The organism is Streptomyces sp. NPDC015220 (assembly GCF_043079345.1).
Taxonomy (GTDB): domain Bacteria; phylum Actinomycetota; class Actinomycetes; order Streptomycetales; family Streptomycetaceae; genus Streptomyces.
Genome location: NZ_JBIBUK010000004.1, coordinates 1 through 14,940, shown reverse-complemented (window position 1 = coordinate 14,940; position 14,940 = coordinate 1). Strand labels below are relative to the sequence as shown.

Annotated in this window: 13 protein-coding genes; 3 read left to right on the top strand and 10 right to left on the bottom strand. The window is 73.5% G+C overall.

Annotation, left to right across the window (positions count from 1 at the left end):
• Positions 1-16 precede the first annotated feature (16 nt).
• The 8 genes from ACF061_RS11640 to ACF061_RS11605 all read right to left on the bottom strand — a co-directional run bounded on the left by ACF061_RS11640 (position 17) and on the right by ACF061_RS11605 (position 7,696).
• A complete protein-coding gene (locus ACF061_RS11640; protein WP_392266659.1) occupies positions 17-928 on the bottom strand; it encodes an NAD-dependent epimerase/dehydratase family protein in 912 nt (303 codons plus the stop codon).
• The gene (locus ACF061_RS11635; RefSeq protein ID WP_392266658.1) at positions 925-2,061 is read right to left on the bottom strand and encodes a cytochrome P450; all 1,137 of its coding nucleotides are present in this window, start codon (positions 2,059-2,061) and stop codon (positions 925-927) included. Before ACF061_RS11635 ends, ACF061_RS11640 begins: the two co-directional genes overlap by 4 nt.
• Positions 2,058-2,261, bottom strand: coding sequence for a hypothetical protein (locus tag ACF061_RS11630; protein ID WP_392266657.1), 204 nt, complete (start codon positions 2,259-2,261; stop codon positions 2,058-2,060). The genes ACF061_RS11635 and ACF061_RS11630 overlap by 4 nt, the downstream gene beginning before the upstream one ends.
• On the bottom strand, positions 2,258-3,736 hold the full coding sequence (locus ACF061_RS11625; RefSeq protein ID WP_392266656.1) for a class I adenylate-forming enzyme family protein: 1,479 nt from the start codon (positions 3,734-3,736) through the stop codon (positions 2,258-2,260). The genes ACF061_RS11630 and ACF061_RS11625 overlap by 4 nt, the downstream gene beginning before the upstream one ends.
• Positions 3,736-4,476, bottom strand: a complete 741-nt coding sequence (locus ACF061_RS11620; RefSeq protein ID WP_392266655.1) for a glycosyltransferase family A protein — start codon at positions 4,474-4,476, stop codon at positions 3,736-3,738. Before ACF061_RS11620 ends, ACF061_RS11625 begins: the two co-directional genes overlap by 1 nt.
• On the bottom strand, positions 4,473-5,501 hold the full coding sequence (locus tag ACF061_RS11615) for a 3-oxoacyl-ACP synthase III family protein (protein ID WP_392266654.1): 1,029 nt from the start codon (positions 5,499-5,501) through the stop codon (positions 4,473-4,475). The genes ACF061_RS11620 and ACF061_RS11615 overlap by 4 nt, the downstream gene beginning before the upstream one ends.
• On the bottom strand, positions 5,498-6,187 hold the full coding sequence (locus ACF061_RS11610) for an alpha/beta fold hydrolase (protein WP_392266653.1): 690 nt from the start codon (positions 6,185-6,187) through the stop codon (positions 5,498-5,500). The genes ACF061_RS11615 and ACF061_RS11610 overlap by 4 nt, the downstream gene beginning before the upstream one ends.
• A gap of 390 nt (positions 6,188-6,577) precedes the next feature.
• Positions 6,578-7,696 carry a DUF1152 domain-containing protein gene (locus ACF061_RS11605; RefSeq protein ID WP_392266652.1) on the bottom strand — a complete coding sequence of 373 codons (1,119 nt, stop codon included), beginning with the start codon at positions 7,694-7,696 and terminating at the stop codon, positions 6,578-6,580.
• 245 nt (positions 7,697-7,941) lie between these two features.
• Here ACF061_RS11605 and ACF061_RS11600 point away from each other — a divergent pair, with 245 nt between their 5' ends.
• On the top strand, positions 7,942-9,324 hold the full coding sequence (locus tag ACF061_RS11600; RefSeq protein WP_392266651.1) for an STM4012 family radical SAM protein: 1,383 nt from the start codon (positions 7,942-7,944) through the stop codon (positions 9,322-9,324).
• Positions 9,325-9,413: 89 nt separating this feature from the next.
• Here ACF061_RS11600 and ACF061_RS11595 read toward each other — a convergent pair whose 3' ends face one another.
• Positions 9,414-10,340 (bottom strand): DMT family transporter, encoded by a 927-nt coding sequence (locus ACF061_RS11595; protein WP_392266650.1) that lies wholly within the window; start codon positions 10,338-10,340, stop codon positions 9,414-9,416.
• Positions 10,341-10,861: 521 nt separating this feature from the next.
• Between ACF061_RS11595 and ACF061_RS11590 the strand changes: the two genes are divergently transcribed.
• Entirely contained in the window at positions 10,862-11,524 is a 663-nt protein-coding gene (locus tag ACF061_RS11590; RefSeq protein WP_392266649.1) for a hypothetical protein, read from the top strand.
• 970 nt (positions 11,525-12,494) lie between these two features.
• Positions 12,495-12,881 carry a DUF4267 domain-containing protein gene (locus ACF061_RS11585; RefSeq protein ID WP_392266648.1) on the top strand — a complete coding sequence of 129 codons (387 nt, stop codon included), beginning with the start codon at positions 12,495-12,497 and terminating at the stop codon, positions 12,879-12,881.
• A gap of 362 nt (positions 12,882-13,243) precedes the next feature.
• Here the strand turns inward: ACF061_RS11585 and ACF061_RS11580 are convergent, their stop codons facing one another.
• Complete coding sequence (locus ACF061_RS11580) at positions 13,244-13,966, bottom strand: dienelactone hydrolase family protein (RefSeq protein WP_392266647.1); 723 nt, start codon at positions 13,964-13,966, stop codon at positions 13,244-13,246.
• Between the last annotated feature and the right edge of the window lie 974 nt (positions 13,967-14,940).

Genomic DNA, 14,940 nt, shown 5'->3' with positions numbered 1-14,940 from the left:
GTGAACGGCCCTCCGCTCACCTGGCCGACACAGCAGTCGTGTAGTCCAGCAGGGCGCACCGCGCCGTCCACCCCCGCGACGTCGCCTTCGTCACGTCCAGGACCACGGAGCGCGCCAGTTGCTCGACGGCGTAACGGGTGAGCGCCGGCTTCGCGTGCGGGCGCAGCCGCGCCGACGTCCGGGCGGCGCCCGACAGGGCGAGGGCGACCGGCAGCGGCAGGTGCCCGATCCGCGCCCGTACGCCGTGGGCACGAAGGACCCGCCGTAGCGCATCGTCCCGCTCGTACGGCTCCGGGTCGGCGATGTTGTAGGCGCCCGGCGGCCAGCCGGCGGCCAGGAGGCAGGCGTCGGTGAGGTTCTCGACGGCGGTCAGGCTGAGGGGGACGCTCGGCCCCGGCAGCAGGAGCAGCCCCCGACGGACCCGGTCCAGCAGCCGGGGCACCAAGTGCGGGTCCCCGGCGCCGTACACCGCCCGCGGGCGCAGCACCACGGCGCCCGCCGCGAGCGCCAGCGCCTCACCGGCGGCCTTGGTGCGGCCGTACGCGTTCACCTGCCCGCGCACCGGATGGCTCTCGGTGATCGGGGAGCGCCCGGAGCCGGGCGCGTAGACGCTGGCACTGCTCACCCACACCACCGGCCGGCCGGCCGCCGCCTCCAGCAGCCGCGCCGTGCCGTCGACGTTCACCGCCCGCATGGTGGCTTCGGCCGGGGAGCCCGGCACCGGGTCGCCGACGGCCGCCGCGCAGTGCACGACGAGGTCGGCGCCGGAAAGGTCCGGCACCTCGCGCGCGGCGTCCCAGGGGACGTGCCGGCCGGCCGGGCCGGGACGTCGTCCGACGCACAGGACGTCGGCGCCCCGCGCGGCGGCGGCGGCGGCGACGTGGGAGCCGCAGAAGCCGCTCGCCCCGGTGACGGCGATCGTGGTCATCGATCCTCCCGAGGACCGGTCGTGGCACGGACGGTGAGGGAGCGCCAGCCGGGCAGGGCCGCGCCCCGGTCCACCCGGGCCCGCACCACGGCGGGACGGTACGGGGCGAGCGCGGAGAGGGTGTCGTCGAGCTGCGCGCGGGCCAGCCGTGCCCCGGGACAGGCATGGCCGCCGGCGCCGAAGACGAGCTGGGCCACCGCGGGCGGAGCGGGGTGGTGGGCGTCCGGAGGGTCGGCGTGGGCTCGCGCGGCGTGCCGTGCCACCAGGATCAGGCGGTCTCCGGCCCGTACCGGGCAACCGCTCAGCTCGGCGTCGGCCGCCGCCGAGCGGGGCAGGAGCGGGGAGGGGGCGGTCACCCGCAGCAGTTCGCCCACCAGGGCCGGGCGCAGCCGGTCGTCGGCCGCCTGGTCCCACAGCCGTGCGTCGGCGCACCAGGCGGCGGCGCGAGGAAGGGCGGCGACGGTGGTGTTGACGGCGGCGACCGCGAGCACGGCCCGCAGGGCCGTGTCCGCTGTCGCGCCGGGAGCGCCGGCCGGGGCGAGCAGGGCCTCCAGCCGCGCCGTCGCCGCGGCGGCCGCCCGTGCGGTGCCGGACGGCCGGGGCCCGGGCAGGTGGTCGCGCACGGCGGCGGCCGCCGCCCCGGCGGCCGCTTCGGCGACGGCTTCCGGGCCGCCGACGGCGTCCAGGAGCGCGCGGACGGTGGCCCCGGCCAGTTCGCGGGCCAGCGGTACGAGGTCGACGTCGCGGCCCTCGGCGAGCGGAGCGAGGCGACGGGTCAGGACGCCCCGCCACACCGGGCGCAGCCGTTCCACCCCGGTCGCGCCGAGGTCGTCGGCGACCGCCCGACGGGTGGCGCGGTGACCGGAGCCCTCCTGGTCGAACAGGGTCTCGCCCGTGGACAGTCGCCGGGCGGCGCCGCCGGTGGTGCCGGCGGCGGTGCGGTCCAGCGGGACGCGGGTGAGGGCCTGCCGGTACGGCTCGGTGCCGTGCACCAGCACCGCCCCGCCGAGACGGGTGACCGCCCGGCGGCGAGTGACGGCGAGGAGCGCGAACAGCACGGGGTGGGAGCGGGTGTACACGCGCCGGTCGCGGCGGCGGGCGCGGGCCATGGCGGAGGACGGCCGGCCGGTCAACGGAGGCTCACCGCCCCCGGATCGGCGGGGCGGTGACGGCGGCCCCAGCCCCACAGCGGGGCCCGGGCGCCCTCGGCGACGGCCAGGGCGAAGCCGGTGCCGGCCCGGCAGGCGGGTGTGGCAGGGGTGCCCACCGTCCCGGCCTCTTCGCTGTGGGCCGGCACCACCACCCTCAGGGGCCCGGCGCCCAGTGCGCTCACCCCCGGCCCCCGTCCGCGAGCCGGGCGGCGGCGAGTTCCGCGGCGGCGCCGCGGTCCGGCTTCCGGGAGCGGCCGGACAACGGCACCTCCGCCAGCAGCACGGCGTCCGGCCGTGCCGACCCCATCCGCTCCAGCGGGCCGGCCAGCGCGGCACGCAACGCCGTACGGTCGGCGCCCGGGCGCGGCTGCACCACGGCGACCAGGCGCTCGTCGCCGTCCCCGGCCGGCACGCCGACCAGCAGCGCCAACTCCACACCCGGCACGTGCAGCGAGGGCTCGTACAGCCCGGGGTAGATGTTCTCCGCCTCGCGCAGGACCATGTCCTTGCAGCGCCCCTCCAGCACGATCCGGCCGCCGTCGAGGTGGGCCCGGTCACCGGTGGCGACCCACGGGTCCGGCTCCTCGCCCAGGTAGCGGTCGCGGACGGCGGGACCGGACAACAGCAGCTCACCGGAGGCGTCGCTCTTCGCCGTCACCCCGGGGAGCGGGGCGCCCACCAGGTCGCCGCGCCCGGTGAACGCGGCCTTGTCTGCCTCCTCGACCGCGGCGGCGGGAAACATCTCGGTCAGGGCGTACACCCCCCAGGCCTCCTCGGCTCCCGCCCGTTTGACACGGGTGAGCAGATCGGCGCTCGCCGGCGCCGATCCCGTCCACACCCGCCCGGTGAAGCGGGCGCCCGTCGCCAGCGCCGACCGCAGCCGCGGCGGCGTCAGATACGTGGCCTGCGGGCGGAGTCGGCGCAACTGCCGGGCCAGGACACGCGGCGAGCGGGCGGGCAGCGCGACCGGCGCGCCGCTCGCGAGGGACGGCACGAGAACGAAGAACGTGCCGCCGAGGACGGGCCGCCCGGCCTTCGGCCCGACGAGACCGGTCACCGCCGTCATCCCGGCGGCGAGCGAGGAACGGGTGTGCACCACGGCGCGGGGCCGCGAGGTCGTGCCCGAGGTGAAGACGACGACCGCGTCACCGTCCTCGTCCACCGCACGCGGCAGCGCCCCGCTCCTGGCCGCGCCGTCGAGTGCGGGCGCGCAGCCGGGGGTCCGGGGACCGACCGTGGCGACGGGACCCAGCTCCGCGAGGTCGGGCAGGGCCAGGCACGCCCGGTGGGCGAGCGGGCGGGCCCACCCGGCGACCGCCTGGGCGGTGGCGTCGGCGAGGACGACATCGGGGCGGGCGAGGGCGAGGCGGGCACGCAGCACCTCCGGCCCGGCGCCGGGGTCGAGCACCGCGGCCCGTGCCCCCAGCCGGTGTACGGCGAGCATCACGGCCAGCGCCCGGGGCCCGGGCCGTACGGCGACACCGACGGTGCCGCCTCGTGCGATGCCGCGAGCGTGCAGGGCGGCCGCGTACCGGTCGGCGAGGCCGGCCAGCTCCCCGCAGGTGGCCCTGACCCGGACGGTCCCGGCGCGGGTGGAGCCGAGGACGGCCGGCCGGTCGGGGGTCAGACACAGGGTGTGGGCGAGAGCGTCGAGCATCAGCGCGGGTCCTCCTGGTTGCGGCCCGGACCCCTGTCCAGGTACCAGCGGGCGGTGCCGACCAGACCGTAGGCGCGCAACCGCCGGGTGGAGTTCTCCACGACCATGGCGCGGGAATGGACGATGGCGGTGGTGCGGCGCCGGACGCGGTTCAGGAACAGCCGGTCGGTGGGGGAGGGGCGGCGCGGCATACCGCCGACCGCCTCGTACAGAGCGGCCGTGACGGCCATGTTGTTGCCGGCGTGCATCCGGTACGGGGCGAGGTAGCCGTGCCGCCGCCGGTGGGCCGGGCGCACCCGGCCGAAGAACGCGGCGAGGCGCACCAGGGCCCGGAAGGCGGCACGCCCGAGCGGCCCGTGCTCGTCGCGACGCGCCTCGATCCGCCCGCACACCAGGCCCGCACCGTGCCGCAGGGCGTCGCGGGCGGCGGCCGTCCAGCCCGGGTGCGGCAGACAGTCGGCGTCGGTCCGGGCGAGCAGCGTCGCGCCGTTGCGGATCGCGTACCGGAAGCCGGTGTCCACCGCGCAGCCCACGCCCTTCTCCGGCTCGCCGAGGACATGGACCGGGAAGGGCGCCCAGCGGGCGAAGTCGCAGGCGAGCGCGGCGGTGCCGTCGCCGGAGGCGTTGTCCACGACCACGAGCGTGAAGTCGCGGTCCCGCTGGGCCGCGAGCGCGTCCAGCGTGGCGCCGATCCGCGTGGCCTCCTCGTGCGCGGGCACCACCACCCACAGGGCGCTCATGCCTTCTCCCACACCATCGTCATGATGCTCACGCCGCCGCCCAACCCCACGAACAGCACCCGGTCGCCGGGGAGCAGACCCTCGTGGACGCGGTCGAGCTGTACCCCCAGCGTGGCGCTGGCCATGTTGCCGAGCTCGGGGACCGTGACGACGAGCCGGTCCCGCGGAACACCGGTGACCTCCACGAACCGGTCCAGGTACGGCACGGTGACCTGGTGGACCAGGACGTGCCGGAAGTCGTGCCAGGCCAGACCGGTGCGCTGCCTCATGCGGTCCAGCACGGACGTGCCGACCTTCTCGAACACCTCGCGCAGCTCGGCCCCGTCGCCGCGGAAGTACGTGTGCTCGTCACCGCGGGGGTGGCGCGAACCGCCGCCGAAGACGCCGCCGACGCGCCAGTGCTCGGAGTGCGTCTCGGTGTCCACGTCGAGGATGCCGCCCCGGTCCACGGACTCCAGCACCACCGCCGCTCCCGCGTCTCCGAAGGTGTAGCCCGCGAAGCCGTCCCGGAGCTGGTCGGGGCCGGACGGGGCCTGCCGCACCGCCCGGCTCGGGGTCTCACCGGTGACCACCAGCGCCCGGCGGGCCCGGCCGGCGAGGATCAACGCCCGTGCCGTGTCGATGCCGTTGATGAAGCTGTTGCAGGCGTTGGTCACGTCCAGCGCGTGCGCCCGGGACCCGAGTTCGGCCTGGACGATGTGCGCGGTCGCCGGTTCGGCCACGTCACGTGTGGCGGAGGCGAACACCAGCAGGTCCACTTCGTGCGGGTCGAGCCCGGCCCGGTCCAGCGCGACACGCGCCGCCCGCACCGCGAGCGTCGAGGCGTACTCGTCCTCCGCCGCCGCCCGGCGCGAGGCGATGCCGGTGACCCGTTCGAGCATCCGCGCCGGCAGGGGCAGCCCACAGGACGCGGTGATGCGCTCCTGCAACTGCTCTGAGGTCACTTCGAGTTCAGGGAGGCAGGAGGCCACCGCGGTGATGCCCGCCTGGCGCACCGGCTCGGGAGCGGCGTGGTCCGTGGTCATGGGCTGAACGCTATGAGCGCGTCGGGACAGCCCGCCTGAGTGCCGGTACTCAACTCGAATAGGTGATCGGACGGGGCCGCCACCTCCCCGCGATGGCCGAGCCGGTATCCGCGTGGCGTCGACCACGGACGAACCGGCCCGGTCAAGAGGCACGTCGGGCCGAAACGGGCACCACGGGCCCCGGAATCATGGGCGAGGAACCGCACGCCCCGCGGCGCGCCGATCCGGGCGAGCAGGTCGTGGACGTGGCCCGCGAGCTGGGACTTGGTGTGCCCGGCGGGGCGTCCGGTGGAATCGCCCATCCCCGGCAGGTCGATCGCGACGACCGTCCGTCCGGGCAGGAGCCGCGGCATCACCTGGCGGTACTCGAACCAGCTCTCCGGCCAACCGTGCAGTGGAACCATCGCCTGCGGCCCCGTGCCGCCGACGACGTAGTGCATCTGCACACCGCGGACGGTGGTGAGGCAGTGCCGGAAATCCCGGTTGAAGGCCGTGTCGTGCTCCGTCGCGGCGTCGTGGTGCCTGCTCCTGGGCGCCTCCGGGGCGACGCAGGGTGGCGCCGAGGACGGGGAGGACGATCCGGCGGCCGTTTCGGTCAGGGCGGTTGTGCTCACCAGTAGCGCCAGGAGCAGCACGCGCAGCGTTCGCAGCAGCGCGGCCGAGCGTGGTGTCAACGGACGTGCCATGGAGGAGGACTCCTTCCGGGCCGGCGCGAGGCCGCGACCAGGACCATGGCCGTCCTCAGCGACGAACCACCGCGCCGACGTTCCCCGACGTTCCCCGAGGCCGGTCTCCTGGCAGGAGGGGAACCCGGCTCGACGGACAGACGCGCGTCGGAGACGGAGCACGGCTTCCGCCGACGACGAGAGCCCGGTGGGCCCGTAAGGGCCCACCGGGCGGGGCGTCACACGCGGCCGCCGTCCTCGTCCAGCCGACCGGCGGGGTCCGCTGTCCGGGCAGGCCCGGCCGGCTGGGCGAGGGAGCCGCTCTCACACCCGGCGACCCGCGCATGACGCATGCCGCCGGCCGCACGAGTGGTCGACTCCGGCGTCGACGTGGAGCCCCGGCCGACCCGGTCACCGGTCGGCCGGGGCGAGCCGCCAGAGCGGTGGAGCGTGCCGGGCCGGGGACGCCGTGAGGAGGTGCCGGCGAAGCTCCGCCAGCTCCGCCCTGTCGAGGCTCAGCTCCTCGGCGATGCGGCGCGTGGTGACGTAGGCGATGCCGCTGCGCGCGGTCCGGCGCTCCCAGTACGCGAATCGCTCGCGAAGGGGCGGGAGTTCGGCGGGGGAGGGCCGGGAAGCGGCCGGTGGGGTGACCTCCTGGGCGGACCCGGCCGCGCGAGCGCGTTCCCGGGCGATCTCGGAGAAGCCGCACACCTGCCGGCTCGCCCGCTCCGCATCGGCGAGGTCGGTGCTGTCGGCCAGGGCCCGTGCCAAGGGGTTGAGCCCGAGGGCTCGGTCCAGGGTGAGCCGGTAGACGTTGGGGCTGGCTGCGGTGAGTGTGACGGGCTGGGGGGCGTCCCGGGTTCCGCAGACGCCGCGTATGCCCCGGGCCGCGGCGACCAGCAGGGCGCTCGCCTCCGAAGGGTGCCAGTCGAAGACGTGCTGCACGGCCAGGGTGTCGACATCGGTCAGGGCGAGCAGGGGAGCGCCGAGCCGAGGCAGCAGGGCGGCCTCGGGAACCTCCGAGTCGAGCCCCGGGCCGGCGACATGCACCGAGGTGGGAATCGCGGTGTGGGCGCAGGCGGCGAGTACGAGGGCGTCGCCGAGCGGACTGCGCAGGGTTGGCTCGGTGCCGTCGGCCAGGACGTCACCCCCGACGTCGACGACGTCGACGTGATCGGCACCGCAGTACGCGGCGGCCTCCGTGATCTGCCGTGCGAGCCCCGACGCCCCTTCGTACGGGTCGAGCATCCCCAGTTCGGGCCGTAGATCGGCCGCGAGTCGAGGCAGCAGCGAGCCGGCGGGCGGCCGGGGCGCGGAGCCCCGCGTCACCAGCCGCAGCGTGGGACCCGCGGGAACGGTACCGGTGAAGTCGGACGGTCGCCGCGGGCCCGGTACCGGATCGACGACCAGCCGTTCCCAGGCGTAGGTCAGGATGAGCGCGGGCTCGTCGGCGCCGTTGAGAGCGGCGTGCACCATGGCCGTCGTGATGGCGTCACCGCCGCCCCCGGCGGCTATGAGAAGTCGCTTCATGAACGACATGGGTATCCCATGAGGCGCGCCGATTCCAGGTGTTTCGACGTGTTCCCGCTCCCCGAGGGTCGTCCCATGTCATGGGCGCAGGCGTGCGGACAAGCCACGGAAGATGCCAACTTGGGTAAAGGGGAACCCAGTTACTTTGGCGGTTCGGCTCATGTCGCCGGTAACCCTGAGTCGAAGAAGCTGTCACTTGGCGCGACCAACGGATGTGATCGACCCCGGAAGGAAGCATCGCTGCAGTGGCAACCTCGTTACCGCTTCACATATCCCCCCGCTCTGTTCCCGAGCCGACGACGCCGTACAAGCAGTACGTGTACGCCTACCCGCACCAGAAGGCGTACCGGCTGGGCGTGGACCGGCCGCTCCTCACCGACGTGTGGGCCGGTGAGAGGCTCGATCGGCTCTCCCTCTACGTGCATGTCCCGTTCTGCGAGATGCGCTGCGGCTTCTGCAACCTCTTCACCCGCACGGGGGCGCCGGAAGAGGTCACCCGCGACTTCCTGAGCACGCTGGAGCGGCAGGCGGCCGTGACACGGGAGGCGCTGGAGGCCAACGGCACGCCGCGCTTCACCCTCGCGGCGTTCGGCGGCGGCACCCCGACCTATCTCACGGCCGACGAACTGGTCCGGCTCTGCGACATCTGCGAGAACGTGATGGGCGCGGACCTCGAGGCCGTTCCGTGGTCGGTCGAGACCTCGCCCGCCACCGCGACCGCCGACCGCATCGCGGTCCTCGCGGAACGCGGCGCCACCCGGCTCAGCATCGGTGTGCAGAGCTTCGTCGAGGAGGAGGCGCGAGCCGCCATCCGGCCGCAGAAACGCGCGGAGGTGGAGGCCGCGCTCTCCCGGCTGAAGGAGGCGGCCTTCCCGATCCTCAACATCGACCTGATCTACGGCATCGACGGCCAGACCGAACAGTCCTTCAAGGTGTCGCTGGACGCGGCGCTGAGCTGGGAGCCCGAGGAGATCTACCTCTACCCGCTGTATGTGCGGCCGCTGACCGGACTCATGGCACGGCACGACAAGGCCGACGAGAGCTGGGACGAGCAGAGGCTGCGGCTGTACCGCTTCGGACGGGACCAGCTGCTCGCCGCCGGTTACCGGCAGACGTCCATGCGGGTCTTCAGCCGCATCGGCACCGCCGCGGTCGAAGGCGCGGACGACAGCAACATCAGCGAGTACAACCAGCAGGCCGGGATGGTCGGCCTGGGCGTCGGCGCCCGGTCGTTCACGACGGATCTCCACTACACGACCGACTACGCCGTCGCAGTGCCGGAGGTCAGGCGCATCATCGACGACTACATCGCCACGCCGACCGAGGAGTTCCGGCGCGCGCAGTGGTCCTTCCGGATGGACGACGACGAGCGCCGCCGCATGTTCGTGCTGGGCATGCTGCTGGAAGCGGACGGCCTGCGGGTGGAGCGCTATCGGAGCCTCTTCGGCAGCCTTCCGCAGGACGATTTCCCCGCCCAGCTCGCCCTGGTCGCCGAGCGCGGCTGGCTGGAGCAGGACGGCGGGTTGCTGCGACTGACCCCCGAGGGAATGGCCTGGGCCGACGCCATCGGCCCGCTCTTCTTCTCCCCACGGGTGAACGAGGCCATGACGTCCTATCAGGAACGCTGAGCAACCCCGCCAGCCCCGTGCGCCCCCTCCGTCCGGGTGGCGCGCGGGCGCAGCCCACGCGCCGCCGGGTCACCCCGGCGGGCGGGCGATCACGGCCGAGAGGACTGCACCGGGCGGCCTGCGCGCCGGGCCGGAACGGAGACCAGGACGAGCCCGCCGAGGAGGAGCACCGCTCCGGACACGGCCGGCGCGCCGAGCCGTTCCCCCAGCAGCAGGACTCCGAGCACGGTGGCGACCAGGGGTTCCGCCAAGCTGAGGGTGCCGACGGTCGCCCCGCTGATCCGTGTCACACCCCAGGTGAACAGGAGATAGCCCAGAGCGGTCGTGCCCAGGGCCAGCCAGCCGACCAGGACCAGCGTCCGCGGTTCGGCGAGCCCGCCGGGGTGGGCCAGGACCCATGGCAGTACCAGGATCCCCGCGCCGAACACACTCGTCGGGGCAGCGGCGGAGGTGTCCGCACCACGCTGCGCCAGTTGCCTGGTCGCCGCTATGTACACGCCGAAGCTGGCTCCGGCCACCATCCCGAGCAGCACGCCCGCGCTGCCGGTCGGTCCCCCGTCGGCCGGAACGAGGAGCAGAGCGATGCCGCCGACCGCGCACGCGGTCCCGCAGACCCACACCCCGCTGAGCCGCTCACCCGCCAGGACGCGCCCGCACACACCCGACACGACCGGGACGGTTCCGAAGGTGACCGCGGTCGCCAGGGCGGCGCCACTGCGGTCCACCGCCTCCAGGAAGCACGCCTGGAAGGCCGCGGTGACCAGGACGCTCACCAGCATCCACCAACGGGCCGGCCGCTGCCACAGGGAGAGGAACCCGGCCCGCCGAGCGGTGAACAGCCCCAGGACGAAACCGCCGAGAAGCATCCGGCACCCGCCGATCGCCACCGGTGACGCGCTGCTTTCGGCCAGGAGCTGCGCAGGTCCGACCGTGCCCCAGAGGAAGGCGGCGGTCAGCACCGGCGCCACTCCGCCCCCGCGCACGGCATTCCCGGCCTTGCCCGCTGTGCTTGTCACACTCACTCTCATTCTGCAGAGCCGGGCAGGATCCCGTGGTACAGCGCGCACCTCGGTGGCACACCCGGCGGTTCCTGGGCCCGACGCTAGCCAGCTTCGAGGGGCCGTCCCCATTGGGAGAAACCACCAACTCGCCGTCCGGCACTTGGAGGAGCTCACGGACCGGCTGTGGCCTGCCCGGGCGGGGCCGAACACCCCTCCTGCGCGATCCGCACGTCCCCGAGCGTCGGTCCGGGGGAGATCCCTACGGACCGGCCACGTCGAGCAGGGACGTGTCCTCGGAGAGGATGACGCACCGCCATGCCCAGGTGCCTCCACGGCGGCACGGCTCCGCCGCCCGCACCGGCGGGCGGTCGGCGGACGTTCGGCAGCCCGTGCGCGGTCACCTGCTCCGCGGTGACCACCAGGGGTACGACTTCGATGGGTGCGCCGTACATGGCTGTACCGCCGCTGCTCGACCCGCACGGGCCGTCCCGAGGCTCGGTAACGTGTGCGCGGAGTCAGGGGGAGAGGCCGGCACGATGACGGACGGCTTGGCGTGGATCGGCGAGCACTGGTACAGCGGTGCGATCGCCGAGGACGGGATGCTCTCGGACATCTGCCTCACGGCGGTGCGGGGGGTGGACCAGGTGGACTTCGTGGTCCGCCTCGGTGCCGACCGCCGCATGGCCGAACGGCCCGCGCTGTTCGAGGACTTCGACAGGCTGAGTGTGGGCCCGGGCGACAGTGTGGCGATGTTCGGCCGCAGCGGCGAGTGGGCGTACGTCCTGGAGGCCGAGTGGTCCACCTGGCACCTCGTCTTCCTCGACCGGCTGGGCCAGGACACCCTGGTGGGTCAGGGCGACGAACTCGTCCGCCTGGATCGCTTCCTGCACGAGCAGCCGCGGGTGTGCTACGTCGGCGCGGTCGGCGAAGTGAGTGCCGTCGAGCCCGGTGACAGCCTGCTGGGGACCACGGTGCCGCCCGAGGACCGGCTCGGGACGTTCGCCGCACTGGATACGGCCATGCGCCGGGCCGGGGCGGTGCGGGACACCTTCCCCGGCTGCGAGGACCGCGAGGACGAGGAAGAGGATTCGGCCAGGCGGCTGTTCGGGGCGGTGGGCGAGCATCTCGGGCTGTCGCTGCCGCGTCGGGAGATCGAGCAGGGGCTGCTGCCCGCCGTGCACCTGCCCTCGCCGCTGTGATCCGGCAGCACATGGGAGCGAGCGCCGCAGGCGGGCCGCCGTCGGACGCGGCCCCCTGGTCGTCAACCGGCCCTGGACGCTGGCATGATGACATCCATGACCACGCCCCGAAAGGCCGATGCCACGTAGACGGCCCGGCGCGCTCCGCGCCGAACAGTCTTCCCGCGCCCCGTGGAGCTCGCCTCCGGACCGCATCCACGGCCTGTCTGCCCGGACCAGCGTCGCGATAGACCGGATGGAGAGGCTTCCGGGCAGCTACCACATCTACCCCGGTGCCACCGACCGTGCGCTGCGTCGGTACCAGGCGTTTCTGCGAGCACCGGGGCGACGGCCCCTCTATCCGCAGGATGCGGAGTGTTCGTGCCGTGGCTGTTCCTTCGATGACGTCCGGCATGCCCGCGACGTCATCGAGGAAGTCCTGCGGCAGCTCCCTCCCAGACCCCGTACGGAGCTGAGACACCGAGTGCGTGTCCTGGACACCAGGTACAGGAGACGCACACTGCCGGATCCGTTCGCCGCTCGTCGGCAGTGGCGTTCTGACCTGTGGTGGAGGCGCCGTCTGGCCGGCGGCCGGGAAGCCGGGTGAGCAGCCTGCCCCGGCGTCGAGGCCGGAGTCGAATGATCGGTGCTGGTGTGAACACGGCGTCGCAGCCGTCCGGCACAGGCCCGATCACCGTACCGGGCCGCGCGGTTTCGGCAAGCTGCTGACCGCCTCGCGCCGGGAGACAGTGGACACGGTCCGCGGAGGCACGCCGTGGAGCCCGAGGACCGCGTCCGCCTGGTCGCGGACCGTTGGCGTAGCCACTTGACGCCGCGTCGACTCCTCCCGCCCGTCGGGATCTCGAAGCCCGCAGCCGACCCACAAAATTTCTAGCACTGCTAGAAATTCAGACAGCGCTACGGCTAGCATTGCTAGAAGTCGGAGCGGCGCTCGACAGGGGGTCGGTGCCGCGAGAAGGGGAGTCTCGTCATGCCTAACGCCGCCACCGCTGCCGCCACCGTCATCACCTGGGCGATCGCCGTAGGGATCATCCTCATCGGCGCCCGCTACCTGTGGGCCCCGCAGGCCGCGGCGGACTTCGGCATCCCCGGCACCCGCACCGAGGACCCCAACTTCCGCGCCTGGCTGTCCGTCCTGGCCCTCCGCGACATCGGCTACGGGCTCTTCCTGCTGATCGCGCTGCTCGGCGCCGGCCTCCACCTGCGCGGCTGGATGATGCTGGCCGGATCGGTCATCACACTCGGAGACGGGATCATCACGAAGCTCAGCGGCGGACCGGCCAAGGCGTACTACGGCATCCACGGCGGCACCACCGTGCTCATGGCCGCCGCCGGCGCTGTGCTGCTGCTGTCCTGACCGCGGCCACCGACGTTCCTGTCGTTCGTGATCCAGGTTTGGTGATACCGGCCCCGGAGGCATCGACGGACCGCTGACAAGGGGTTGAGCACCGGCTTCACCCGCGCCGCGCTCAGCGGCCCACCAGCCGTCGGATCCTGGAACGCCACATGGGACCAGCACCAGCGGGACCCTCACCGGTGTCGATCCGGAGACGCGCCGCCCCGACCGGCCGGTACCGCTGATGGCCGGTACCGCCGCGACCGGGGCGGTTGTGCATCCACCGGGTACCGCCATCGAGGAGGACCGGCCCCGGTCCTCCTCGATGAGCGGCATCCCGGCCGACACCGTTTACCGTCTGCCGCCGGACCGACGGCCCGGCCTCACTTCAGGTGCCGGCCGAAGAACCGGTCCCCGTCGTCCACCTCGAACCACGGGGTGCCGGCGTGCCCGCCCAGATTGGCGTGGAGTGTCTTCTCCTTGGTGCCGAAGGCGTCGAACAGCTCCAGGGCCCGCTGCCGGGGGTTCCCTTCGTCGTCCCACTGCAGCAGGAACAGCAGCGGAATGGTGACCTGCCGGGCCTCCTCGCGCTGGGCACGGGGCACGTAACCCCCGGCGAAGAAACCGGCGGCCGCGATACGCGGTTCGACCACGGCCAGGCGAATGCCTATGGCGGCCATCCCCGAGTACCCGACCGGGCCGCCGACCTCGGGCAGCGACAGGAGGGCGTCCAGAGTGGTCTGCCATTCCGGGACCGCCTTCTCCACCAGCGGGCCGACGAAGGACTCGAAGATCTCGTCGACCGGCTCGCCGGCCCGCATCGCCCGGCGGAGGTCGGAGCGGGCCTGCTCGTCGACGGCGGAACGGGGCCGGTCGCCGTGCCCGGGGTGGTCGATGGCGGCCACCGCGTAGCCAGAGGCCGCGGATTGCCGGGCCCGGGCCACCAGCCGCGGTTCCCGTCTGTGCAAGCCGCCGTTGTGGCCGATCAGGATCAACGGGACCGGTGCGGCGGATCCGGGCGTCCACAGGGTGCCCGGTATCTCGCCGAGGGTGAATTCGCGTTCGAGGACGCCGTCGTCGAGGCGCCGTTCGGAAGTGAAACGCATGGTCGTGCCTTTCGGGAGTGCGCTGGAACGGCGCTCCCGGACGACCTACCGCCCGACCGTGACCTCGGAGGGGAGCACCCATGTCGATACCGCGTTCACGGGTACCACCTCCTCGTTCTCTCGCACGGCCTGCGCGAAGGTAGCAGTGGCCACCGTGGTCCGCCAACAGGTTCTCGCGGACACCTGCCAGGAAGGGTCAGCCGGGCGTCAGAACCCACCGACCCGTCACCGTGCCACGGGCGGTCGAGCCGTGAGCAGCGGACCGTCTTCCGGGAACTCGGGACCGGTGAAGCCGACAACCGCTGTCCGTTCGTGAGTTGCGACGCGCAAGTTGTGGGCAGTCGGACGGGGAGGAGGGAGGACCTGTGACGCGACGTTCTGTTCCTCGTGACCCACCGTCGTGGGCCAAGGCGGGCAACCGGTGGGGGCCACGGTTCTACTGGCCGATGCTCTGCGTCAGCATCGGCTTGCTGGTGTGGCGGTCAGTCGATGGCGACAGGCCGGGCAGCATCGTGGTAGCGGCCGGCCTGGTCCTGATGTACGCCTGGTTGCTGGCCGCCAACCGAGCTGCGCGGCGCAAGAGAACAGACGCTGACCCACCCGGGCCGCCGATCCGGTCATAGTGAGGAACACGGAGCCCCGCGCACAGGCGGCTGGGTGGCCCCTCCCACCCGGCCGCCAGGCGACTTCCGAGGATCAGCGCCGTCCACTGAGGCGGAAGCGGTCACGTACGCGTCGTCATGACGAAGAGGCCACGGCCGCGGGGGCCCGTCCCGCAGCGGGTTTGACACGCCCTTCCGTGATCCGTAGTGTTCTCCGAGTTGTCCGGCGTGAGAGCCGACTCCGGTCGGTCCCCGGACAGCCAATCCGCAAGCACCTCCCTCTGCTCGACGACAGTCGTTCTACCTGTCTGCCGTCGTTTCATTGGCGTGCGTAATTACGGAATGAGGAATCCACGCCCGGAAGGGCACGGC